Annotated in this window: 18 protein-coding genes; 14 read left to right on the forward strand and 4 right to left on the reverse strand. The window is 69.0% G+C overall.

Going from position 1 to position 21,784, the window contains the following annotated elements; genetic code table 11:
- Positions 1-50: 50 nt before the first annotated feature.
- On the reverse strand, positions 51-2,090 hold the full coding sequence (locus ACFPN9_RS03875; protein WP_068074440.1) for a 4Fe-4S binding protein: 2,040 nt from the start codon (positions 2,088-2,090) through the stop codon (positions 51-53).
- Positions 2,091-2,221: 131 nt separating this feature from the next.
- Between ACFPN9_RS03875 and ACFPN9_RS03880 the strand changes: the two genes are divergently transcribed.
- The 12 genes from ACFPN9_RS03880 (at position 2,222) to ACFPN9_RS03935 (ending at position 13,569) form a co-directional block, all read left to right on the forward strand.
- Positions 2,222-2,965, forward strand: coding sequence for a biotin/lipoate--protein ligase family protein (locus ACFPN9_RS03880; protein ID WP_066723802.1), 744 nt, complete (start codon positions 2,222-2,224; stop codon positions 2,963-2,965).
- Between the two features lie 5 nt (positions 2,966-2,970).
- A complete protein-coding gene (locus tag ACFPN9_RS03885) occupies positions 2,971-3,516 on the forward strand; it encodes a DUF6505 family protein (protein ID WP_066723805.1) in 546 nt (181 codons plus the stop codon).
- A complete protein-coding gene (locus ACFPN9_RS03890) occupies positions 3,513-4,523 on the forward strand; it encodes a DUF6352 family protein (RefSeq protein WP_066723797.1) in 1,011 nt (336 codons plus the stop codon). Before ACFPN9_RS03885 ends, ACFPN9_RS03890 begins: the two co-directional genes overlap by 4 nt.
- A 10-nt stretch (positions 4,524-4,533) precedes the next feature.
- Positions 4,534-5,064 (forward strand): DUF3305 domain-containing protein, encoded by a 531-nt coding sequence (locus ACFPN9_RS03895; RefSeq protein ID WP_377815401.1) that lies wholly within the window; start codon positions 4,534-4,536, stop codon positions 5,062-5,064.
- Complete coding sequence (locus ACFPN9_RS03900) at positions 5,061-5,774, forward strand: DUF3306 domain-containing protein (protein ID WP_066723787.1); 714 nt, start codon at positions 5,061-5,063, stop codon at positions 5,772-5,774. The genes ACFPN9_RS03895 and ACFPN9_RS03900 overlap by 4 nt, the downstream gene beginning before the upstream one ends.
- 108 nt (positions 5,775-5,882) lie before the next feature.
- Positions 5,883-6,689 carry a Cro/CI family transcriptional regulator gene (locus ACFPN9_RS03905; RefSeq protein ID WP_066723784.1) on the forward strand — a complete coding sequence of 269 codons (807 nt, stop codon included), beginning with the start codon at positions 5,883-5,885 and terminating at the stop codon, positions 6,687-6,689.
- Complete coding sequence (locus ACFPN9_RS03910) at positions 6,686-6,934, forward strand: formate dehydrogenase (protein ID WP_377815404.1); 249 nt, start codon at positions 6,686-6,688, stop codon at positions 6,932-6,934. The genes ACFPN9_RS03905 and ACFPN9_RS03910 overlap by 4 nt, the downstream gene beginning before the upstream one ends.
- Positions 6,935-6,947: 13 nt before the next feature.
- On the forward strand, positions 6,948-9,926 hold the full coding sequence (locus tag ACFPN9_RS03915; protein ID WP_066723778.1) for a formate dehydrogenase subunit alpha: 2,979 nt from the start codon (positions 6,948-6,950) through the stop codon (positions 9,924-9,926).
- A 14-nt stretch (positions 9,927-9,940) separates the two neighbouring features.
- Positions 9,941-10,537 (forward strand): formate dehydrogenase FDH3 subunit beta, encoded by a 597-nt coding sequence (fdh3B, locus tag ACFPN9_RS03920; RefSeq protein WP_066723776.1) that lies wholly within the window; start codon positions 9,941-9,943, stop codon positions 10,535-10,537.
- A 151-nt stretch (positions 10,538-10,688) separates the two neighbouring features.
- The gene (locus ACFPN9_RS03925) at positions 10,689-11,696 is read left to right on the forward strand and encodes a formate dehydrogenase subunit gamma (RefSeq protein WP_066723773.1); all 1,008 of its coding nucleotides are present in this window, start codon (positions 10,689-10,691) and stop codon (positions 11,694-11,696) included.
- An 81-nt stretch (positions 11,697-11,777) separates the two neighbouring features.
- Positions 11,778-12,308 (forward strand): molybdopterin-guanine dinucleotide biosynthesis protein B, encoded by a 531-nt coding sequence (mobB, locus tag ACFPN9_RS03930; protein ID WP_066723770.1) that lies wholly within the window; start codon positions 11,778-11,780, stop codon positions 12,306-12,308.
- A gap of 7 nt (positions 12,309-12,315) precedes the next feature.
- Positions 12,316-13,569, forward strand: a complete 1,254-nt coding sequence (locus ACFPN9_RS03935; RefSeq protein WP_066723768.1) for a molybdopterin molybdotransferase MoeA — start codon at positions 12,316-12,318, stop codon at positions 13,567-13,569.
- A gap of 7 nt (positions 13,570-13,576) precedes the next feature.
- Here the strand turns inward: ACFPN9_RS03935 and ACFPN9_RS03940 are convergent, their stop codons facing one another.
- From ACFPN9_RS03940 to ACFPN9_RS03950, 3 genes are all read right to left on the reverse strand, one after another.
- On the reverse strand, positions 13,577-14,350 hold the full coding sequence (locus ACFPN9_RS03940; RefSeq protein WP_066723765.1) for a TIGR02186 family protein: 774 nt from the start codon (positions 14,348-14,350) through the stop codon (positions 13,577-13,579).
- Positions 14,347-15,276, reverse strand: a complete 930-nt coding sequence (locus ACFPN9_RS03945) for a sulfite exporter TauE/SafE family protein (protein ID WP_066723753.1) — start codon at positions 15,274-15,276, stop codon at positions 14,347-14,349. Before ACFPN9_RS03945 ends, ACFPN9_RS03940 begins: the two co-directional genes overlap by 4 nt.
- Before the next feature lie 197 nt (positions 15,277-15,473).
- Positions 15,474-18,800, reverse strand: a complete 3,327-nt coding sequence (locus ACFPN9_RS03950) for a hypothetical protein (protein WP_377815409.1) — start codon at positions 18,798-18,800, stop codon at positions 15,474-15,476.
- A 357-nt stretch (positions 18,801-19,157) separates the two neighbouring features.
- Here ACFPN9_RS03950 and ACFPN9_RS03955 point away from each other — a divergent pair, with 357 nt between their 5' ends.
- Together ACFPN9_RS03955 and ACFPN9_RS03960 are read left to right on the forward strand one after the other, a co-directional pair.
- Complete coding sequence (locus ACFPN9_RS03955) at positions 19,158-19,613, forward strand: MerR family transcriptional regulator (protein WP_066720938.1); 456 nt, start codon at positions 19,158-19,160, stop codon at positions 19,611-19,613.
- Positions 19,614-19,851: 238 nt separating this feature from the next.
- Positions 19,852-21,648 carry an acyl-CoA dehydrogenase C-terminal domain-containing protein gene (locus ACFPN9_RS03960; protein ID WP_066720940.1) on the forward strand — a complete coding sequence of 599 codons (1,797 nt, stop codon included), beginning with the start codon at positions 19,852-19,854 and terminating at the stop codon, positions 21,646-21,648.
- The last annotated feature ends 136 nt before the right edge of the window (positions 21,649-21,784 follow it).

Genomic DNA, 21,784 nt, shown 5'->3' on the forward strand with positions numbered 1-21,784 from the left:
AACCAGATCGCTGCTGTCAGAGATGCTCGGGTCAAGCCCGAGCATGACGCCTACTGCAGCGGATCGTCCCCGCGCTCCGCCCTCTCGCGCAGGTAGTCCTCGGTCGTGCGCACCGGCGGGCGCTGCGGCGAGAGATGCGGGTCGAAGCTCTCGTTGACGACGACCTCGACGCGGCAATCCTCGCACATCTTCAAAACCGAGATGCGCTTCGCCGCGTCGCCGGAGAACATCCAGTGCTTGTTCTCGAGCTTGGCGGTGATCTTCTCGATCGTGCTACGCACGCCGAAGGGCTTGGCGCAGGCAATGCAGTGGAACGGCTCCTCCTGCTTGATCACGCGCTTGCCGCCCTTCCAGGCCTCGAAATCGATGCGCGGCTCCAGCGTGATGACCTTCTCCGGGCAGGTCGCGGCGCAGAGCCCGCACTGCACGCAGAGGTCCTCCTGGAAGGCGAGGGTCGGCCGCTCGGGATCATCGGACAGCGCCTGCACCGGGCAGGCCGAGACGCAGGCCAGGCAGAGCGTGCAGCCATCGGTGTCGACATGCACGGTGCCGAAGGGCGCGCGCGGCGGCAGCGCCACCGTGGCCACCGGCATCGGCGCCGCGGCGTGTAGCTCGCCGATCGTCTGGCGCAGCAGCGGCCGGCCTTCGCCCATCGGGCGGAAGCGCGCCGGCTTCGGCGAGACCGTGCCCGGCACGACCCGCGCCAGCGCCGCCGCCAGCTGCTCGGGATCGTCGGTCTCGATCAGCCCGGCACTGCCGGCGCCATAGCCGAGCGCCGCGGCGAGCGTCTCGGCATAGGCGAGGTTGCGCTGCAGGCCTGAGAGATCGTGCTTGGGACGGGCGCGGCTCAACACCTGAATCGAGGCCGCGCCGAAGGCGAGCGCCGCCGCGAAGGCGTCGAGCCCGATCTGGGTGATCTCGTTGACGCGCAGCGGCAGCACGCGGGCCGGCAGCCCTTCGCCGAAGCGGGCGAGCGCGTCGATCAGCGGCTCGCCATGCGCCTCGTCATGCAGCAGCACGACCGGCTCGCGGCCACCGGCCTCGGCATAGGTGGTCAGCAGCGTCCGCAGCCGGCGCAGCAGCGCGTCCGCCGGCGGCAGCGCATAGGTCACAGCACCGGTCGGGCAGACGGCGGCGCAGGCGCCGCAGCCGGCGCAGATCTCGGCCGAGATCGCGACATGGTCGCCGTTCGGGGTGATGGCCCCGGTGGGGCAGAGCTCGAGGCAGCGCGTGCAGCCGGTCTTCTTCGAGCGCGAATGCGCGCAGAGATCCTCGTTCAGCCGGACATAGGTCGGCTTGTCGAACTCCCCGACGAGATGGCCGGCTTCCGCGATCAGCTTCTCGATTGCGGCGGGGCTCGCCGGGTCGGCCCGCAGATAGCCCGCCCGCAACTCGCCGGCGGGAAACAGAGGCGTCCCGCCCGAGACGTCGATGACGATGTCGCAATGCGAGGTCGCGCCATTGCGGGGCTCGCCGAAGACGAGGCGGGCGCGGGAGGAGGGGGCCGGCGCGGCATAATCGTCGATGCGCAGCTCGAAGGCGCCGAGCCAGCCGGTCGCGGCGACGATGGTGCCCTTCAGCACCGGCGTCTCGACCACGCGCGGCGGCGTGATCTCCCCGGGCCGGCTGATCAGGATGGTGACGTCGAGATGCTCCGAGAGACGCTGCCCGACGGACAGTGCCGTCTCGTCGCGGCCATAGACCAGGGCGACGCCCTTGCTGGTCAGGGTCGTGAAGGAGATCGGCGGCATCGGCTCGGCCGCCGCCGCCAGCAGCGCCGCCATTTTCGGCCCGGCCGCCTTGGCCTCGCGCGACCAGCCGCCCGTCTCGCGGATATTGGTGAAGACGAGATCGCCCGCATAATCGAGATCGGCCGCAATCTCCTCGAACAGCGGTGCCTCCTGCGTACAGGCGACGGTGATGGCCTGGCTCTCGCCCAATGCGCGCGTGAAGAGGTCGGTCTGCGTCCGGCAGAGATGGCGCGCGCTGCGGATATCGGCGCCCTTGCAGCCGCGTGCGATGGCCGCCGCATCGAGCGGCATGGTGTCCTCGCACGAGCACACCATCAGCGTGCGGGTGGTGTCAGGCATGGTGGGCTTGATCCTCGGGCCGGCGGCGTTGTGTCGCCTCTCTTGCGATAAACCATGCTTATATGGAATTGGAGCGGTTCAAAAGAAACGAAGCCGGCGTGTTTCGTCGCAGTCTCGGAGGAAGCCCGATCATGGCAGCCAGCGCCCTGCGTACGGACGATCTGCGCCGCGAGCCGGTCCTGCCGCCGGGATTCTCGCTGGTGGCGCTGCGGGAATCGGGCGACGCCTTCGCCCATGCCTGTTCGATCGCGGCCGAGGCGGGCGCGGCGACGCTGGTCTGGACCCGGCGCTTCGACGTCATCGAATTTGCCGTCGTGCTCGAACCCGATAATCCGCTGCGCGAGGCGCGGCTGGCGCATTACCTCGCGATGACGGCGCTGGCCGACGCGCTTGCGGTCTACAGCCCGCCCGAGCGGCCGATTCTGTTCCGCTGGCCCGATGCGCTGATCTACGATCTCGGCCTGATCGGCGGCGGCCGGCTCGCCTGGCCGCAGAACTGCGGCGAGGATGAGGTGCCGGATTGGGTCGTCTTCGGCGCCATGCTGCGGGCCACCACGATGACGCCCTTCGCGATCGGGCAGGTCGGTGTCGGGATGGCCGAGGAGGGCTTCGAGGAGATCGACGCCGTCGATCTGATCGAGGCCTTCGCCCGCCATCTCATGCTGGCCGTCACCCGCTGGCAGAGCGCCGGGCCCAAGGCTGCCGCGCTGCGCTGGCTCGACCGGCTCGACAAGGTCGTCGGCACGCGCCACGGCATCGAGCCCAACGGCGATCTCGTCGCGACCACCCAGGCCGGTACCGAGCGCCGCAGCCTGGTCGAGGCGCTGGCCCGGGTCGACTGGCTGGACCGCGAGAGCGGCGGGCCGAAGCTGTGAAGGGGCTGAAGCTGCCTCGCGCCATCCGGCTCGACCCGTCCGACACCTTCGTCTTCCGGAGGGCGGCCGAGCCGGGCGACTGGCTCGTGACCGGGTCCTTCCTGTTCGGCGGCACCGATCCCTCCGCGCTCGACGCCAAGGGCAAGGCCGCCTTCCGCTCCGGCTTCCTCGGCGTGGCGAGCTTCGGCTGGAGCACGCTCGCCGTGGTGACGGAGGCGAGCGAGCCCGAGCTCGAGGCGGCGGTCGAAAGCCTCGCCGGTCATCTCGTCGACAAGCTCGGCGCACCCGATCTCGCGACGGCGCGCGCGGCCGCCGCCGAGGAGGTCGCTTTTGCCGCCACCCTCTGCGATCATCCCCCTCAGACCCTGCTCGCTTTGCACCGGACGATTGAAGACGGCGAGATTCGCGAGCGCTTCCGCACCCTGACGCCGCGCGATGCCAGCCAGAGCGAAGGCTTCCGCGCCTTCGAATTCCTCGAGGTGGCGGGCGAGGAGGACGGGCCGGTCGAGCATGTCGACCTCCTCAATCTCGAAAAGACCAGGCTGACATGACGCATTTCTGGGCCAGCTCCGGCCATCTCCTGCTGGACCGCGAACCCGGCGGCGGGCTGCGCGTGACCGACGACTTCATCAAGGCCTATCTCGCCCGGCCGGAACTGCTGCCGCCGGCGGAGGCCTGCGAGGCCGAGCGTGCGCTGCATGCAAGGCTGATGGAGACGCCTCAGGCGGAGGTGCCGGCGAGCGCGATTGCGGCCATCGCCGACGAGGACGCACGCGAGAACTGGCGCTTCATGCTCGGCTGGCGCGACCGGCTGCTGGCCGCACCGACGCTCGAGGCGGCCTATGCCGGCATCATCCGCGAGGGCGTGAGCGGGATCCCGCCGCTCTTCCTCGACCAGCTGGTTCACGTCATCATGCGCGCGGCGCTCGACGAGGCTGACGATCCCTTCGTCACCCGCGCGGCCGAATGCCTGTTCCGCCCGCAGCGCGTGACGTTCCACGAAAATACGATCCTGCTCGCCGATGCCGAGATGATCGAGGGCCACGAGGCCGACCGGCACGCCTCGCCGCTGCTCGCGATGCTGGGCGGACCGGCGGCGACCGAACTCGACATCCTCAAGCCGGCGAATGCCGATCGTTATTGGCAGCGCTCGGACGGGTTCGACATGGTGCTGGATCTCGGCGGGTCGCCGTCCGGCCGGGCGGCGCTTGGCCAGGCCTTGCGCCACTGGATCCGCCAGATCCATGGTTTCGACGTCGCCATCGAACCGCTGGAGACGGTGACGGATGCGGACTGGCGCTGGTTCGTCGGGCTCGACGCAGAGGCCACCGCCGTCGGCAATGCGCTCTGGCAGGGGAAGACCGTCGCCGCGGCCGAGATGGCGCGCGTGCTCGCCCTGTTCACCCTGACGCTGCCCGCCGACGTCCCGGTCCTGCCGGCGGCGAAGGGCAAGCCCATCTATCTCATCATGGCCATGTCGGGTGACAATCTGCTGCGGCTGAAGCCGCAGAACCTCGTCGCCGGCCTGCCGCTCGCCCGGCGCGAAATGGCGAACTGAGGAGTCCGCGATGACGCAGCAGCATATCGAGGTCGGGATCGTCGTCGAACGACGCGCCATCGACTCGCCCTGGGCGGACCACGCCTGGGCGCCGCTGGCCGTGCTGCCGGAGCCGCCGCCGCTTGCGCCTTGGACCGAGCTGCCGGACGAGCCGGGCCGTCGCCAATTCTATCTCGGCCCGGCGACGTTGACGCTGCATTCGGTCGACACCGCCCATTTCCGCGAGAATTTCCAGGCGGGCCGCGCCAAGCTCTGGGTCGCGATCCGCCCGACCGGAATAGAGCCCGAGATCGAGTTCGTCGGCGTGACCGCCGACCCCTTCGAGGGCGAGGTCTATTGTGAGAATGTCGGCGATATCGTCGAGGCGCTGCCGATGCCGCTCGCCATCGCCGAGGCGGTGCTCGCCTTCTTCGAGGCGCACCATGTCGAGCGCGAATTCATCAAGCGCAAGCGCAGCGAGCATGACCCGCGCAAGGGGCCGGCACCCCGGTCCGAGCCGGGCCTGCGTCGGCGCGAAAGCGGGCCCGGGGGCGCAGCATGAGCACGCGCACGCCGTCAGACGAGGGATTCCTCAGCCGCTGGTCGCGCCGCAAGCGCGAGGGCGAGCCTGAGGAGCAGCCGGCATCGCTCCCTGCCGCCCCGGCAAGCGAGAGCGCTGCGCCGGCCGCGACCGAAGCGCCCGAGCCTGAGGTCGAGATGATCGAGCCCCCGTCGCTCGATCTGATCGACAAGGACTTCGACCTGGCCTCGTGGCTGAAGCAGAACGTGCCGGAGACGTGGAAGCTCGCCGCCATGCGGCGCGCCTGGGAGAACGATCCGGCCATCGCCAATTTCGAGAACCCCGCCCGCGACTATGCGCTCGACTGGAACACGCCTGGCGGGGCGCCGGGATATGGCCCGCTGACGGAATCAGACGACATCGCCGAGTTGGTCCGCGGCATCTTCGGCGAGCAGCCTGCCCCAACGGCAGCCACCCTGGTCACCGAAGAGGCACCCGGCGACGGGATGTCGCATCCCCTTTCGTCTAAGGACAAGGCGGAGAGCATCGATGCTGCGGTGCGGGAAGGCGAGTCTGCGGACAAAGAGCCTGCCCCGCTGCGCCTCACGGGAGGTCCGGAAAACCGCCCAAATCCGCCGCGGGCGCGCGCTTCGACGCCATTAGATCTTGATGCTGCAATGCAGCAAGAGGCCCCGCGCGAGCCGGTCTCCGTGCGTGTGCGCAAGCGTGGAGGTGGCGCAATTCCAATCTGAAAAGAGATTGGAATCGTTTTATTTTTGGGCAATAACCTGCCGTTATCACGGCAACTCGGGCGGCCAATTGTCGAGCCGCCCCGCCCAAAGGACATTGATCTGAGTCAAATGCGCGACCCGGCACTGGAAAAAGCGATCGGAAGCGTCGGCGGCGTCCGGGCTCTGGCGCGCAGTCTCGGCATTTCGCAGCCGGCGATCTCGAGCTGGAAGCGCGTGCCGGCCGACCGTGTGCTGTCCGTCGAGGCGACGACGGGCATTCCGCGTACCGAGCTGCGGCCCGACCTCTATCCCCAGCCGGAGGCCACAGCCCCAGTCCACTCCGAAATCACGCTGACGCAACCGATCGACGAGATCGATGCCGCGCGGGCGCAAGAGTGCGAACTGATCGGCGCTCTGTTGTGGCGGGCCCCGACGACCGAGACGCTTGAGGTCCTCCGCAGCCTGCAGGGCGACGCCTCGCCCTTCGGCATGGCGCATCTCGCTTTGGCGGAAGCCGCCGACGAGGCGACGCCCGAAAGCCTGCGCGATGAGTTCTTCGAACTCTTCATCGGCGTCGGCCGCGGAGAATTGCTCCCGTACGCGTCCTATTACCTGACCGGCTTCCTGCATGAGCGCCCGCTGGCGCTGGTGCGCGAGGACATGGGCGCCCTCGGCCTGGCCCGCGATGCGCGTGCGGGCGAGCCGGAAGACCACATCGCCGTGCTGCTCGACATCATGGCGAAGCTGCTGCGCGGCGAGGTCGCCGCCGACGGCATCGACGCGGATCGCTTCTACGCCCGGCACATCCAGCCCTGGGGCGAGCGCTTCTTTGCCGATCTCGAGATCGCGAAGGCCGCGAAATTCTACAAGGCGGTGGGGCGGCTCGGCAGCCTGTTCCTGTCCATCGAAACGCAGGCTGCGGGGCTGCCCGCATGACCGGCAACACACAAAACGCTCAACCCGACGCGTGGGAGACGACGATGTCGAACAGCAAAGAAACCGGAAAACCGGCCGTCGATCGCCGCAGCTTCTTCAAGGCGCTGGGCGCGGGTGCCACGCTGGCGGCGACGCCGGCGATGGTGACGCCGGCCGCGGCCGTCGATCCGGGCAAGGAGGAGACCAAGGCGCGCTACCGCGAGTCGGAGCACGTCAAGGACTTCTACCGCGTCAACCGTTACTGAGAGGCGCCGCACCATGCTGATCAAGCGTAAATCCGCCGACGTCCAGCGCGGCCGGCTCCAGTCCGCGATCGCCGGCCTGTCGTCCGGCGTCATGGACCGCCGCGCCTTCCTGCGCCGTTCGGGTCTCGTCGCGGGCGGCATCGCCGCCGCCGGCGCCCTTCAGATCGGGTCCGTCCGCAAGGCCGAGGCCGCCGGCCTCGGCCCGGCGACCGGCACCAAGGTCGTCAAGAACATCTGCACGCACTGCTCGGTGGGCTGCACCGTCAAGGCCGAGGTCGCCAACGGCGTCTGGGTCGGCCAGGAGCCGGCCTGGGAGAGCCCGATCAACCGCGGCTCGCACTGCGCCAAGGGCGCGTCCGTGCGCGAACTGGTCCATGGCGACCGCCGCATCAAGTATCCGATGAAGCTGGTCAACGGCCAGTGGCAGCGCATCTCCTGGGACGTCGCGATCAATGAGATCGGCGACAAGATGATGGAGATCCGGGCCAAGTCCGGCGCCGACTCCGTCTATCTGCTCGGCTCGGCCAAGTTCTCGAACGAGGGCGCCTATCTGTTCCGTAAGTTCGCCGCCTTCTGGGGCACGAACAACGTCGACCACCAGGCGCGCATCTGTCACTCCACCACGGTCGCGGGTGTTGCCAACACCTGGGGCTACGGCGCGATGACGAACTCCTACAACGACATCCGCAACTCCAAGACGATCATGTTCATGGGGTCGAACGCGGCCGAGGCGCATCCGGTCTCGATGCAGCACATCCTCGTCGGCAAGGAGCAGAACCGCGCCAACGTCATCGTCTTCGATCCGCGTCTGACCCGCACCGCGGCCCATGCGACGGACTACATCCGCATCCGCTCGGGCACCGATATCGCGGTGATCTGGGGCATGATGTGGCACATCTTCAAGAACGGCTGGGAAGATAAGGAATTCCTCGCCGCCCGCGTGCACGGCATGGATGACGTCCGCAAGGAGGTCGAGAAATACGACCCCAAGACGGTCGAGGACATCACCGGCGTGCCTGAGGCGCAGCTCAAGCGTGCCGCCGAAACCTTTGCCAAGGTCAAGCCCGCCACCTTCATCTGGTGCATGGGCGTGACCCAGCACTCGGTCGGCACCGCCAACGTCCGTGCCATCTGCAACCTGCTCCTCGCCACCGGCAACGTTGGCGGCATGGGTAATGGCGCCAACATCTTCCGCGGCCACTGCAACGTGCAGGGCGCGACCGACTTCGGCCTCGATATCTCGAACCTGCCTTGCTACTACGGGCTGGTCGAGGGCGCCTGGCGCCACTGGGCGCGCGTCTGGGACGTGCCCTACGACTACTTCGTCACCCGCTTCGACGAGGTTCCGGCCAAGGGCGGCCGGCCGGCGCGGACGCGCAAGGCCAATATGGAGACCTCTGGCCACACCTCGACCCGCTGGTTCGATGCGGCCAATCTGCCGGCCGAGCAGGTCGATCAGATGGACAACCTCAAGGCCATGTTCGTCATGGGCCATGGCGGCAACACGATTCCCCGCATGCCCGACGCGGTGAAGGGGCTCGAGAAGCTCGAACTCCTCGTGGTCGCCGACCCGCACCCGACGAACTTCGTCTCGCTCGGCGGGCGCAAGAACGGCACCTATCTGCTGCCGATCGGCACGCAGTTCGAATGCTCGGGCTCGCGCACCTGCTCCAACCGTTCGGTGCAGTGGGGCGAAAAGGTCGTCGAGCCGATCTTCGAGGCCGCGAGCGACTATTTCGTCATCTACAAGCTGGCGCAGAAGCTCGGCTTTGCCGAGCAGATGCACAAGAACTACGAGATGGTGCAGGGCAAGTACGGCCCCGAGCCCTCGCCTGAGTCCATCCTGCGCGAGATCAACCGCGGCGGCTGGTCGACCGGCTACACCGGCCAGTCGCCGGAGCGCCTGAAGCTCCACATGGAGCATCAGGACAAGTTCGATCTCGTGAGCCTGCGCGGCGCCCAGGGCTCGCCCGTCGAGAACGACTATTACGGCCTGCCCTGGCCGTGCTGGGGCACGCCGGAGCTCAAGCATCCCGGTACCCACATCCTCTACAATACCTCGCTCGAGGCGGGGAACGGCGGCGGCACCTTCCGTCCCCGCTTCGGCCTCACCCGCGAGCGCACGCTCGCCGACGGCAGCAAGGTCAATGACACGCTGCTGGCGGAGAACGGCTCCTACTCCCTCAACTCGGAGATCAAGGACGGCTATCCCGAGTTCACCATGGGCGTGCTCAAGAAGCTCGGCTGGGATGCCGATCTGACGCCCAAGGAGCTCGAGACCATCACCTGGATCGGTGGCAACAACATCGATGCGGTGAGCTGGGCGAACGACCTCTCCGGCGGCATCCAGCGCGTTGCGCTGAAGCATGGCTGCGTGCCCTACGGCAACGGCAAGGCCCGGGCCAATGCCTGGAACCTGCCTGACCCGGTGCCGACTCACCGTGAGCCGATCTACTCGCCCCGCGTCGACCTCGTGGCGAAATGGCCGGCCCGTCCGGACGAGCGTACGCTCCGCATCCCCAACCTCCACACCTCCGTCCAGAAGGCGGCGGTCGAGAAGGGCATCGCGAAATCCTTCCCGATCGTCCTCACCTCCGGCCGTCTCGTCGAGTACGAGGGCGGCGGCGAGGAAACCCGCTCGAACAAGTGGTTGGCCGAGCTGCAGCAGGACATGTTCGTCGAGATCAACCCGGCGGATGCGGCCGCGCGCGGCATCAAGGACGGCGCCTTCGTCTGGGTGTCGGGCCCGGAGAACAACTCGAAGGCCCGCGTCAAGGCGCTGGTCACCGAGCGCGTCGGCAAGGGCGTCGCGTTCATGCCCTTCCACTTCGGCGGGTTCTACCAGGGGCAGGACCAGCGCGGGAACTATCCGAAGGGAACGGACCCGATCGTACTCGGCGAATCCGTCAACATCGTCACCACCTATGGCTACGACCCGGTGACGGCGATGCACGAAGGCAAGGTCACGCTCTGCCAGATTGCGGCGGCGTAAGGGGGAACTGAACCATGGCCCGGATGAAATTCCTCTGCGACGCGGATCGCTGCATCGAGTGCAACGCCTGCGTCACCGCCTGCAAGAACGAGAACGAGGTGCCCTGGGGCATCAACCGCCGGCGCGTCGTCACCATCAATGACGGCAAGCCCGGCGAGCGCTCGGTCTCGATGGCCTGCATGCACTGCACCGACGCGCCCTGCGCGGCGGTCTGCCCGGTCGACTGCTTTTACACCACGGCGGACGCCGTGGTGCTGCACAGCAAGGACCTCTGCATCGGCTGCGGCTACTGCTTCTACGCCTGCCCCTTCGGCGCGCCGCAGTATCCGAAGGTCGGCAACTTCGGTTCGCGCGGCAAGATGGACAAGTGCACCTTCTGCTCGGGCGGTCCGGAGGCCGATCTCTCGCCGGTCGAGTTCCAGAAATACGGCTCGAACCGCCTCGCCGAGGGCAAGCTGCCGCTCTGCGCCGAGATGTGCTCGACCAAGTCTCTGCTGGCCGGCGACGGCGAGATCATCGCCCAGATCTACAAGGAGCGGGTGGTGAAGCGCGGTTACGGCTCGGGCGCCTGGGGCTGGCAGACGGCCTACAAGGAAACCATCGCCATCTGACGTCCCGTCTGGAGACGGAGAGAGGCCCCCGCGAAGAGGGGCCACGACAGGTGCTTCGACCGAAAGCCGGCCTTGCCGGTCCCTTCGCCGGGGCGCCCCTTTCAGACAGATCGGCCTCTCGCGACGAGGGCCGGAGCAAGGGAACAGAGCCATGCGTTTCGGCGCCCATATCCGCCTGCTGGTGACCGGCCTGCTGCTGACCTTCGCGGTCGCTCTCGCCGTTCCAGCCGGCGCCCAGCAGGTCAATCCGACGGCCGACGCCGTCCGCGAGCGCCAGTTCCTCGATGCCCTCAAGGGCAACCCCCAGGCCGAACTCCAGGGCCGCATCTCCATCCCCGACCAGAAGGCCGCGACGCTGGAGCGGCCCGCGGGCCGTGACTGGCGCGCCTTCCACCAGGGCACCATGCTGCGGACGGCGGTGATCGCGGTGCTCGGCACCCTGCTGGTCCTGGCGGCGTTCTTCCTGATCCGCGGGCGCATCCGCACCGAGGCAGGGCCGGCGGGGCAGACGATCACGCGCTTCAATGCCTTCGAGCGCTTCATCCACTGGCTCACCGCCGGCTGCTTCATCATTCTCGCCCTGTCGGGCCTGAACGTCACCTTCGGCAAACTGGTCCTTCTGCCCCTGATCGGGCCGCAGGCCTTCACGAACCTGTCGATCGCCGCCAAATGGGCGCACAACTTCCTGGCATGGCCCTTCATGCTCGGCATCGCGCTGATGTTCGTCATCTGGATCAAGGACAACATCCCCAACGCGATGGATATCCGCTGGTTTGCGGCCGGCGGCGGCATCATCGGCAAGGGTCATCCCGAGGCGCGGCGCTTCAATGCCGGCCAGAAGGTCGTGTTCTGGAGCGTGGTCCTGGGTGGCGCGGCCCTCTCCGTGTCCGGCTTCTACCTGCTCTTCCCCTTCTCGGCGGGCGGTGTGCTCAACCTCCAGTTCTGGAACGTCGTGCACGGGATCGTCTCGGTGCTGATGATCGCGCTGATGCTGGGCCACATCTATATCGGCTCGATCGGCATGGAGGGTGCCTTCGATGCCATGGGCTCCGGCGAGGTCGACCTGAACTGGGCCAAGGCGCATCACTCGCTCTGGGTGGAAGAAGAGATGCAGAAGGCCCGCGCCGGCGCCGACAACCGGCTCCAGCCGGCCGAATGATCCGCTTGACCCGCAGGGTCGGCTGACCGATGACGACCGGGCGCTTCGGCGCCCGGTTTCGTTTTGGGGTGAAGCTCTTCGATGCGTGTGATCGGCCTGGCGGGATGGAGCGGTGCAGGGAAGACCACCCTGCTGACCCGGCTGATCCCGGAACTCGGGCGGCGCGGCGTCTCCGTCTCGACGCTGAAGCACGCCCACCATGCTTTCGATCTCGATACACCGGGCAAGGATTCGCACGCCCATCGCGAGGCCGGCGCGCGCGAGGTGTTGATCTCGTCGGAGCGGCGCTGGGCCTTGATGCGGGAGCTGCGCGGAGAGGCCGAGGCTGAACTGCCGGACCTGCTGGTGCGACTGTCGCCCGTCGACCTTGTGGTGGTCGAGGGCTTCAAGCGCCAGCGCCACGCCAAGATCGAGATCCACCGCGCCGCCAACGGCAAGCCGCCCCTGCATCCGGGCGACGACAGCATCGTCGCGGTCGCGAGCGACACCGCCTTTCCCGACGCCGGACGCCCGGTTGTCGCTCTCGACGACATCGCCGCCGTGGCGGAGATCGTGCTGGCACAGGCCCTGCCGCTGGCCGAGGCGCTGGTGCGCTGCAGCGGGAGGGAGTGACGCCGCCATGGCCCAACTCAGCCGCGACGACGAGGCCTTTGGCGCCCTGATGACCCTCGAACAGGCGGGCGAGCGCGTCGCGGCGCTTGTCGCCCCGGTGGGCGGAACGGAAACCGTCCCGTTGGCGGCGGCCGATGGTCGCGTGCTGGCGGACACCGTTCTCGCTCCTCTCGATCTGCCGCCTTTCGCGAACTCGGCCGTCGACGGCTATGCCGTCCACTCCGGCGATCTGGCGCCTTCCGGCACGACACGCCTGCCCCTCGGCGGCCGCGTCGCGGCGGGTGCCGACGCGGCCGGTTTCACTGCGCGGGGCCTTGCCATCCGTGTCTTCACCGGCGCGCCGATGCCCCCGGGCGCCGACACCGTCTTCATGCAGGAGGATGTCGTGCTCGAGGACGGGGCGGTGCTCCTCCCGGCGGGACTCGCTCCGGGCGCCAATGCCCGACCGGCCGGAGAGGACATCGCCCGCGGTGCCTTGGCCGCCGCGGCGGGCCAGCGCCTGCGCCCTCAGGATCTCGCACTGCTCTCGGCGCTGGGCGTCACGGAGGTGGTGGTGCGCCGGAGGCCGCGCGTCGCCATCTTCTCGACGGGCGATGAACTCACCGAACCCGGACAGCCGTTGGCCCCGGCCGCGATCTACGATGCCAACCGCGCCCTGCTGCGGGCGATGGTGACGCGCGCCGGCGCGGAGGTCGTCGATCTCGGCATCCTGCGCGACGAGCGCGCGGGCCTCGCGCAGCGCCTGGCCGAGGCGGCAGCCTCTTGCGACCTTGTCCTGACCTCGGGCGGCGTTTCGACCGGCGAGGAGGATCACGTCAAGGCGGCGCTGGAGCAGGTCGGCGAGCTCGCTTTCTGGCGCATTGGCATCAAGCCTGGCCGGCCCGTCGCGCTGGGGCGCATCGGCACGGTTCCGTTCATCGGCCTGCCCGGCAACCCGGTCGCGGTCTTCGTCACCTTCGCTTTCGTCGCCCGCGTCCTGATCGCGCGGCTCGCCGGCACGGCGCCTGTCGCGCCCCTGTCTTTGCCGGTGCGGCTCGGCTTCGCCTACCGCAAGAAGGAGGGGCGGCGCGAATATGTCCGGGTCTCGCTCGAGCCGGGCCCCGATGGCGTCCAAATTGCTCGTAAGCACCCGCAGGACGGAGCCGGCGTGCTGACCTCGCTCACCCGCACCGACGGCCTGGTCGAACTCGAAGAGGACATGACGCGGATCGAGGAGGGAACCATCGTGCCCTTCCTCGCCTATGCGCTGCTGATCGGCTGAGGGGCTTTCAGTCCCGCCGGAAGACGACGCTGGCGAGCCAGCCCAGCAGCAGCGCCATCAGCACGGTGACGAGTCCGTAGACCAGCGGCAGTTCATGCGCGCCCGCAGCCAGGCGCTGCTCCATGCCGCTCTTCACCACCTCGAAATTGGTGGTCTGGCGGGCGAGGGGAACGCCCCCGGCATAGAGCACGATCTCGATCTCGTAGGATCCCGTCGGCGCCGTCGCCGGCACCTCGATCGGCGCGCTGAACACCGTGCTGGAGAGAAAGGTCACGCCCCGCTCAGCCGCCGAGTAGAGCCCCTTCTCGGACAGGATGCGCAGGAGCCCGTCGGAGAAACGGGCGGTGGTGGTATCGAAGTCGAGCGCGGCGTCGCGCGTCCGGTGAGCGTTTTCGAGCCCCACACGCTCGCGCCGCGCCGTCTCAGGGCTCATGATCTCGCTCAGCGGCCGGTTGCTGGCGACCGTCAGGAACAGCGAGCTGTCGGGGAAGCGCCGCTGTGTGCGGTTGATCCAGATCGGCCCGAGCCGCTCCTTCTCGCGCACCAGCAGCATCCGCCGCGGCCCCCGCGCTGTGACGACGATGTCGTAGGGGTCGCCACGCGCCACGGTGCGGCCGTCGCGCTCGACCACGCCGAAGACGGTGAGCTGGCTGCCGGTGTAGTTGGACGTGATCAGGATCTGGTGGCTCGACATCGCCGCGATCAGCGACTCCGCGCGCGCCGAGCCGAGGCTGCCCGCGAGAAGGGCGAGGATCGCCGCGAGGCGTGCCAGCGCTCTCATCGCGTCCCCTCCGAGATCACGACGGAAAACGGCTCGCTGGGCGGGATGAACAGCTCGATGGCGAAGCGCAGCCCGACCGAGAGGATCAGCAAGGCCAGCAGCAGACGGAAGGATTCGACGTTGAGGTTGCGCGCGGCCCGGCCGCCGAACTGTGCGCCGATCACGCCGCCGAGCAGCAGCAGGATCGCCAGCACGATGTCGACCGACTGGTTGGTCAGCGCATGCAACAGCGTCGCGCCGGTCATCGTGACCAGGATCTGGAACAGCGACGTCCCGACCACGATCGCGGTGGGGATGCGGAAGAAATAGATCAAAGCCGGGACGAGAATGAAGCCGCCGCCGACGCCCAGCACCGCGCCGATGAAGCCGATCACGATGGCGAGCGTCGCGATCGGGATGACGCTGCAATAGAGCTGCGAATCCGGAAAGCGCATCCGCAGCGGCAGCCCCATCCACCAGGGATGGGTACCGGCCCGTCGCTTCAGCCGCGCCGGCTTGCCGGCGCGGACACGCAACATGGCGCGCAGCGCGTCATAGAGCATCAGCCCGCCGATGATCGTGAACAGCGTCACATAGGACAGGGTGATCACCAGCTCGAGCTGGCCGAGGCGCCGCATCGAGTTGAAGAACAGCACGCCGAGCAGCGTGCCGAGGATACCGCCCGCGACCAGGATGCTGCCGAGCTTCAGATCCAGAGCGCGCCGCCGCCAATAGGTCAGCACGCCGGTCGTCGAGGAGCCGGCGACCTGGGCCGCGACGGTGGCGACTGCGACCGCGGGAGGAATGTCGAGGAAGATCAGCAGCGGTGTCAGCAGGAAGCCGCCGCCGACACCGAACAGCCCGGAGACGAAGCCGACCGCGCCGCTGAGCCCCAGCACCGTGAGGATGCTGATCGGCAGCTCGGCGATCGGGAGATAGATCTGCACCTCGGCTCCTCACGCGACGCGGGCGTCTGCTGGCGGCCCCGCCCGCCGGGACTCACTCTGCACCGATCCGGTTAAGGGGAGTTTCCGATGCGGCGAGGACGACGCGGGCGAAAGCCGGCCTCGTCCTGATGGCGCGCCAACGCGTCGAAACCATGACGGTTCCGCCCTGTGGGCTCCTCCGGCCGCTCGCCTCGAGCTCAGATGCGGGCGGGCTTGGCCGGCTTCGGCGCCGTGGCGGTCGGCGCGGCTTCCCAGCCGCGCGCGGGCGGCGTCACCTCGTTGGCGGCGGCGCTGGCCTGGCGCGGCTTCCAGGCGGCGGCCTCGGCCTTGGCGGCGGCGAGATCGGTCGGGCTCAGGCGCTGGGCGACCTCGTCGCGCTTGCGCGTCGCGTCGTCGTCGCCCTGGCTGGCCGCGACCGCGAACCAGAGATAGGACTGGGCGAGGTCGGTCGGCGCGCCGAGCCCGCGGCCGAGCAGGACGGCAAGGTTGTACTGGCTGTCGCGCACGCCGTGCTCGGCCGCGCGGCGGAACCAGTCCGTGGCCGAGGCATAATCCGGCTTGCCCGAGACGCCCTCGGCATGGAGCACGGCAAGATTGTGCATCGCCTTGGCGTTGCCGCGCTCGGCGGCGCGCGTGTACCAGACGCGGGCCAGCGACAGGTCGCGCGCTGTGCCGATGCCCTTCTCGAACATGTTGCCGAGGCGGAACTGCGCCGGGGCAAGACCGGCTACGGCGGCGCGCTCGAACAGTCGCATGGCGAGCTTCGGATCGCGCGTGGCGGCCGGGCCGTCGGCGGCGCGGCTGGCGAGTTCGTAGACGGCGCGGGCGTCGCCATCGAGCGCTGCCTTGCGCAGCCCCGGCCCGCCCAGTCCGGGGGGCAACTCGCCCAGGCCGGTCACGGGCTGCACCGCCTCGGCATTCGCCGCCGGCGGAGCGGCGACGGGGGCCGCCAGCGGCGGAGCCGGGGGCTGCGTGGTCGAGCCGGTGACCTCGGCGGCGGGGGGAGCACCGGCGGGGATCGCGGCCAGGGTGCTCGCCTGCGGCGCGGCGGTGCCGGGCTGCAGCGCGGAAGACTGGTCCTTTGCCGGCGGAGGCAGGGCCGGGGCCTCCTCGCGCGGCGCGATCGGGCTCTGGACGGCTTCGCCGGTCGCGGCGGTGCGCGGACCCTTCAGCGCGCCGCTGACGAGATGCGCGGTGCCGAGCGCCAGCACCAGCGCGGCGAGACCGAGCAGGAGCGGGCGCTTGCGCTTCTCCAGCATCTCCTTGATGCGGTTGCCGCCCTTCGCCGTCTCCGGGGCAGCCGCCGGCGCGGTGGCGGCGGCCTCCGTCGCTGCCTTGGCGGAGCGCCTCGCTGCGGCGATCAGGTTCTGGCGAATCGACTGTGCGTCGGCAGTCGCGCCGGCCGGCGCCTCGGCCCGCGGCCGTCCGGAGCCGGGCTCGAGCGGCACGTCCAGCGCCGCATTGAGCTGTGCCGTCGCGGCGGCGGCCGGTTCGGCCTTGGCGGCGGGGGCGCGCTCGGGCGCAGCGATGCGGTCCTCCAGCGCCAGGCTGATGCCGGCGGGGGCGGCCGGGGGTGCGGCCGCGGCGGCCTGCCGGTCCGCGACCAGCTCCGCCTCGAGGCTGGAGAGCCGGGAGATGATGGTCTCGAGCGTCTGGTGGACCGCGCCGATGGCGTCCTGCGTCTCGCGGCCGGTCGAGGCTTGCGTCGCGTGCAGGCCTGAGAGCAGCGTGCTCAGCTCCGACAGGCCGCTGGCCTGCGGCGCCTTGCCGAGATGGTCCGACATAGCGGCGCGGGCGGCGCGTTCGGCGGCTTCCGTGGTTTCCTCGCGCAGCGAGCGAAGATGCAGCACGAGATCCTGCAGCGTGCGCTCCATGCCGGTCTCGGCCGAACGCGTCGCAGCAGCGGCGTCGAGGCGCTGCGCGAGGCCGGAGATCTGGCGCTCCAGCGCATCGAAGGCGCCGGTGTCGGCGCCGGGACGCCCGGCCTCGTCGATCTTCTCGGCGAGATTGCGCAGCATCTCCTCGACCGGGCGCAGGTCGACCTGGGTGACCTGGACCGGCTGGCCGTCGCTGACGAGATGCGCAAGACTGCTGGAGGCTGCGAGATTTTCGATGCGCCCGGCCAGCGCCTCGATCTGGCGCGTGACAGCAGTGGGGCCCTTCTCGGCCAGCTGCTCGATCCGGGCCTGCAGCGCGTCGATCCGGTCCTCGATCTGGCGGTCGGAGCGCGTGTCGAGCTTTCCGGCCAGCGTCTCGATCTGCCGGGATAGCGCCGCCAGAGGCTCGAGATCCTGGAGACGGGACTGGCTGCGGTCGGAGAGAATGGCGTCGCGGATGTCGTCGATGGCCGCCGTCAGGCCGTGCAACTCGCGACCGTCCGGTCGGCTGTCGCGCATCCGGCCGATTTCGAGCGAAAGCGCTCCGACCTGCTGCGACAGCTCGCCCAGCCGCGCCTCGTTGCCGCTGCTGGCCAGAATGTCGCGCAGCTCGGCAATGTCGCGCTGGAGCGGCACCAGCATCGTGCGGTCGCCGCCGCGCGCCGTCAGCGCATCGACCTTGGCAGCGAGATGGGCGATCTCGAGCTCGAAGCGCTGGAAGCTCTCGCCGGAACGGTCATGCGCCAGTCGCGCGACCTCGGATTCGATCCGCGCCAGCGGCTTCAGGATGGGCTCGAGCCGGTCGCGCGTGTCGAGCCGGTCGAGCTTGGCGCCGAGCTCCGCGATCCGGCCTTCGATCTGGTCGATCTGTGGGTCGCGGGCGGGCGGGGCCGGGCGGACCGGTGCCAACGGGCGTTCCGTGCGGGCTGCCGCCGGCGCAATGCGGGCGCTGAGGTCGCGGAGATCCTGCCGCAGGGCGGAGATGCGGCTTTCCGCTGCGGCGGAGGGGGCGCGAAGAGCGGAGCCGTCTTCCTCGTCCAGCACGCGCTGGCGGGTGCGGATGTCAGTGACGGCGGCGGCGAGGCCGTCACGGCTGAAGGCCAGACGCGGGGCCGCTTCGCTGCGGGCCGGCGTACGCGCGGCCTCGACCGTGCGGCGCTCGATCTCGGCGAGGCGCTCGCCCATGGTCTTGATCGCATCGGCGATGACGCTGGTCGCGCGGTCCTGACGCTCGGCGGCAGCGCGCTCGCCCGAGCTCATCCGCTGCTCGGCGGTCTCGATCCAACGGGCGATCGAATCCAGAGCGCCGGCGGTCTTGGCGCTCGATTCGCGGGTCAGCTTTTCGATCTGCGCCGCCTGGGCGAGGACCGTGTCGATGTCCCGACGGGACGGGTCGTCTCGGGAGATCGGGGCGGCCGGTTGCGGCGCGGTATCCATCTGGCCCTGGGAGAGCCGCGCCAGGCGTTCGGAGAGGGCGGCGATGTCGAGCTGCTCCGGTGGCGGGGCCGGCTCGGGTGCGGCTTCCTCGCGCAGCTTGTGGTCCAGCCATTCGCCCAGCGTCATTCCGGCGCGCCGAGCGGCGGCCTTGGCGGCATCGCGCGTGCGGGGATCGACGCCCTTGACGCTCCAGGGCAGGCTGGTGGCCATGTTGACGCTCGCCTTCGGGGCTTCCGAACCAGACCGGAAGACGCAGGCCCCTGAACGCCGCGGCTTCCTGCGGATCGTCGACACCTGAAGAATAGGTTGCCACAGGCAGGACGCCGATCTGCAAGCGCGAGCTTTTGGTCGACGTGGTAAACAGCGGGTTAAGATTCCGACCCCAAGGGTTAATTTTTCCCGAACGGCAGGGGACGCAAGCCGGCCCCGGGCTTCGGCTAACGGTAACTTACCTCAGGTAAGGGTCACATTACCTGACGCTAGGAGAGGGTTTGTCGTAGAAGGGGCCATCCCAAGATCGCCTGATTCTCATGGCGACCTATTTTCCGCATTCAAGGATTGAACCCGATGTCTCGCCAAAGCTCCGCTCTGGCGGCCGCCTCGATCGATAACGGCCGTGCCGATCCCGCTCAGAACGACGCCGATGCTTCCGGCGGCTTCACCATCAGCGATCTCGCCCGCGATTTCGGCGTAACGCTGCGCACGCTGCGCTTCTACGAATCACGCGGTCTGATCGCGCCGGCCCGCTCGGGCATGACGCGCATCTATTCCAGCCGCGATCGCGCCCGCCTCGCCCTGATCCTGAAGGGCAAGCAGCTTGGTTTCACGCTGGTCGAGATCCGCGCCATGCTGGCCAATGAGGACAAGAAGGGCGCCGAGGGTGGCGCCGCCTCCGTCGGCGGCCTCCAGCTCAGCCGCGAGCAGGTCCTCGAGCAGCTCGAGCTGCTGCGGACTCAGCGATCCGAGATCGACGACGCCATCGCCGAGCTGGAAGCGTCCGCTGCCCGCTTCGCCAAGGCTTGAGCTCCGCCCTGGGCCTTGCGACGCCGGTCGGCTCCGCCCGCCGGATGTTGTGAACAGCGATACCCGTCATCGACGCCCCGGCCAGCGGCCGGGGCGTTCGTCTTTCCGGGCCTCCCGCCTTTGTCCTGCGAGCACGAACGCGCGAGCTTCCTTGCCAAGCGTAGCTAGATAGTTTAGATGTGAACTATCACGGAGCGTCGCTGTCGCAGACGCCCGGCCGACGCGAGGGAGGAACGCCATGCCGGTCTACAAGGCACCCGTCGAAGACACCCTGTTTCTGCTGAACGACGTCTTCGCCATCGAGCGCTACAACAACCTGCCGGGCTTCGCCGATGCGACGCCCGACGTCGTCGAGGCGGTCCTCGGCGAGGGCGCCAAGCTCTGCGAGGAGGTGCTCCAGCCGCTGAACCATTCCGGCGACCAGGAGGGCTGCACCCGCCACACCGACGGCCGCGTCACCACGCCGAAGGGCTTCAAGGCCGCTCACGAGGCCTATGCCCAGGGCGGCTGGATCGGCCTCGCCATGGATCCGGAGTATGGCGGCCAGGGCCTGCCCTACACGCTGGGCGCCGTCATGAACGAGTTCGCCTCTTCGGCGAACATGGCGTTCGCCATGTATCCGGGCCTGACCATGGGCGCGATCGCGGCGCTCAACGTCCACGGCTCGGACGAGCAGAAGCGCACCTATCTGCCGAAGATGATCGAGGGCGTGTGGTCGGGCACGATGAACCTGACCGAGCCGCATTGCGGCACCGATCTCGGCCTGATCAAGACCAAGGCGGTCCCCAACGGCGACGGCTCCTACGCCATCACCGGCACCAAGATCTTCATCTCGGCCGGCGAGCAGGACATCACCGAGAACATCATCCACCTCGTGCTCGCCCGCATCGAGGGTGCGCCCGCCGGCACCAAGGGCATCTCGCTCTTCGTGGTGCCGCGCAACCAGATCGGCCCGGACGGCTCGGTCGGTGCCAACAATGGCGTGTCCTGCGGCTCGATCGAGCACAAGATGGGCATTCACGGCAACGCCACCTGCGTCATGAACTATGACGGGGCGAAGGGCTGGCTCGTCGGGGCCGAGAACAAGGGCCTCAACGCCATGTTCGTGATGATGAACGAGGCGCGTCTCGGCGTCGCGATCCAGGGCCTGGCACAGTCCGAGGTCGCCTATCAGAACGCCGTCGCCTATGCGAAGGACCGTATCCAGGGCCGCTCGCTGACCGGCGCCAAGAATCCCGACAAGGCCGCCGACCCGATCATCGTCCACCCCGACGTCCGCCGCACGCTGATGTCGATCAAGGCCTTCAACGAGGCGGCGCGCGCCTTCGTGCTCTGGAACGCGCTGAAATCGGACATCGCCCACCGTTCGGGCGACGCCGCCGAGCGGCAGGCCGCCGACGACCAACTCGGCCTGATGACCCCGGTGCTGAAGGGCGTGCTCACCGATGTCGGCTTCGACAACACGGTGAAGGCCCAGCAGATGTTCGGCGGCCATGGCTACATCGCCGAATGGGGCATGGAGCAGTTCGTCCGCGATGCCCGCATCGCCATGATCTACGAGGGCGCCAATGGCGTGCAGGCGATGGACCTCGTCGGCCGCAAGCTCGGCCGCGACGGCGGCCGCGCCATCATGGCCTTCTTCAACGAGGTCGGCGGCTTCCTGAAGGAGAACGGCGAGGACGAGGCGCTGAAGCCCCTGCTCGCGCCGCTCGCCGCCTCGCTCGGCCATCTCCAGCAGGCGACGATGTGGTTCATGAACAACGCGCTCGCCAAGCCGGACAATGCCGGCGCCGGCGCGACCGACTACATGCACCTGCTCGGCCTCGTCTCGCTCGGCTACATGTGGGCCAAGATGGCCAAGGTCGCGCAGGACAAGCTCAAGGCCGGCGCCAATGGCGCGACCGAGCGCATGAACACCAAGCTCGTCACAGCCCGCTTCTTCATGGAGCGCAGCATGCCCGAGACGGCGGCGCATCTGGCGCGGATCACCAGCGGCGCCGATGCGACGATGGCGCTGAGCGCCGAGCAGTTCTGAGCATCGCGCGTCATGGTCGGGCTTGGCCCGACCATCTCTCGAAGACCTTGCACACCCCGCTGGATGACGAGATGGTCGGGTCAAGCCCGACCATGACGTCCGGCACGAGAACGAGCCGCCTCGCTGCGGCCAGCCC

The sequence above is a fragment of the Allobosea massiliensis genome (genome assembly GCF_042655245.1).
In the GTDB taxonomy this organism is placed as follows: Bacteria; Pseudomonadota; Alphaproteobacteria; order Rhizobiales; family Beijerinckiaceae; genus Allobosea; species Allobosea massiliensis.

Bases quoted from the DNA above. Each gene is read 5' to 3' on its own strand.
- ACFPN9_RS03875 (WP_068074440.1), bottom strand. From the start codon at position 2,090: ATGCCTGACACCACCCGCACGCTGATGGTGTGCTCGTGCGAGGACACC.
- ACFPN9_RS03880 (WP_066723802.1), top strand. From the start codon at position 2,222: ATGGCAGCCAGCGCCCTGCGTACGGACGATCTGCGCCGCGAGCCGGTC.
- ACFPN9_RS03890 (WP_066723797.1), top strand. From the start codon at position 3,513: ATGACGCATTTCTGGGCCAGCTCCGGCCATCTCCTGCTGGACCGCGAA.
- ACFPN9_RS03895 (WP_377815401.1), top strand. From the start codon at position 4,534: ATGACGCAGCAGCATATCGAGGTCGGGATCGTCGTCGAACGACGCGCC.
- ACFPN9_RS03900 (WP_066723787.1), top strand. From the start codon at position 5,061: ATGAGCACGCGCACGCCGTCAGACGAGGGATTCCTCAGCCGCTGGTCG.
- ACFPN9_RS03905 (WP_066723784.1), top strand. From the start codon at position 5,883: ATGCGCGACCCGGCACTGGAAAAAGCGATCGGAAGCGTCGGCGGCGTC.
- ACFPN9_RS03910 (WP_377815404.1), top strand. From the start codon at position 6,686: ATGACCGGCAACACACAAAACGCTCAACCCGACGCGTGGGAGACGACG.
- ACFPN9_RS03915 (WP_066723778.1), top strand. From the start codon at position 6,948: ATGCTGATCAAGCGTAAATCCGCCGACGTCCAGCGCGGCCGGCTCCAG.
- fdh3B (WP_066723776.1), top strand. From the start codon at position 9,941: ATGGCCCGGATGAAATTCCTCTGCGACGCGGATCGCTGCATCGAGTGC.
- ACFPN9_RS03925 (WP_066723773.1), top strand. From the start codon at position 10,689: ATGCGTTTCGGCGCCCATATCCGCCTGCTGGTGACCGGCCTGCTGCTG.
- mobB (WP_066723770.1), top strand. From the start codon at position 11,778: ATGCGTGTGATCGGCCTGGCGGGATGGAGCGGTGCAGGGAAGACCACC.
- ACFPN9_RS03935 (WP_066723768.1), top strand. From the start codon at position 12,316: ATGGCCCAACTCAGCCGCGACGACGAGGCCTTTGGCGCCCTGATGACC.
- ACFPN9_RS03940 (WP_066723765.1), bottom strand. From the start codon at position 14,350: ATGAGAGCGCTGGCACGCCTCGCGGCGATCCTCGCCCTTCTCGCGGGC.
- ACFPN9_RS03950 (WP_377815409.1), bottom strand. From the start codon at position 18,800: ATGGCCACCAGCCTGCCCTGGAGCGTCAAGGGCGTCGATCCCCGCACG.
- ACFPN9_RS03955 (WP_066720938.1), top strand. From the start codon at position 19,158: ATGTCTCGCCAAAGCTCCGCTCTGGCGGCCGCCTCGATCGATAACGGC.
- ACFPN9_RS03960 (WP_066720940.1), top strand. From the start codon at position 19,852: ATGCCGGTCTACAAGGCACCCGTCGAAGACACCCTGTTTCTGCTGAAC.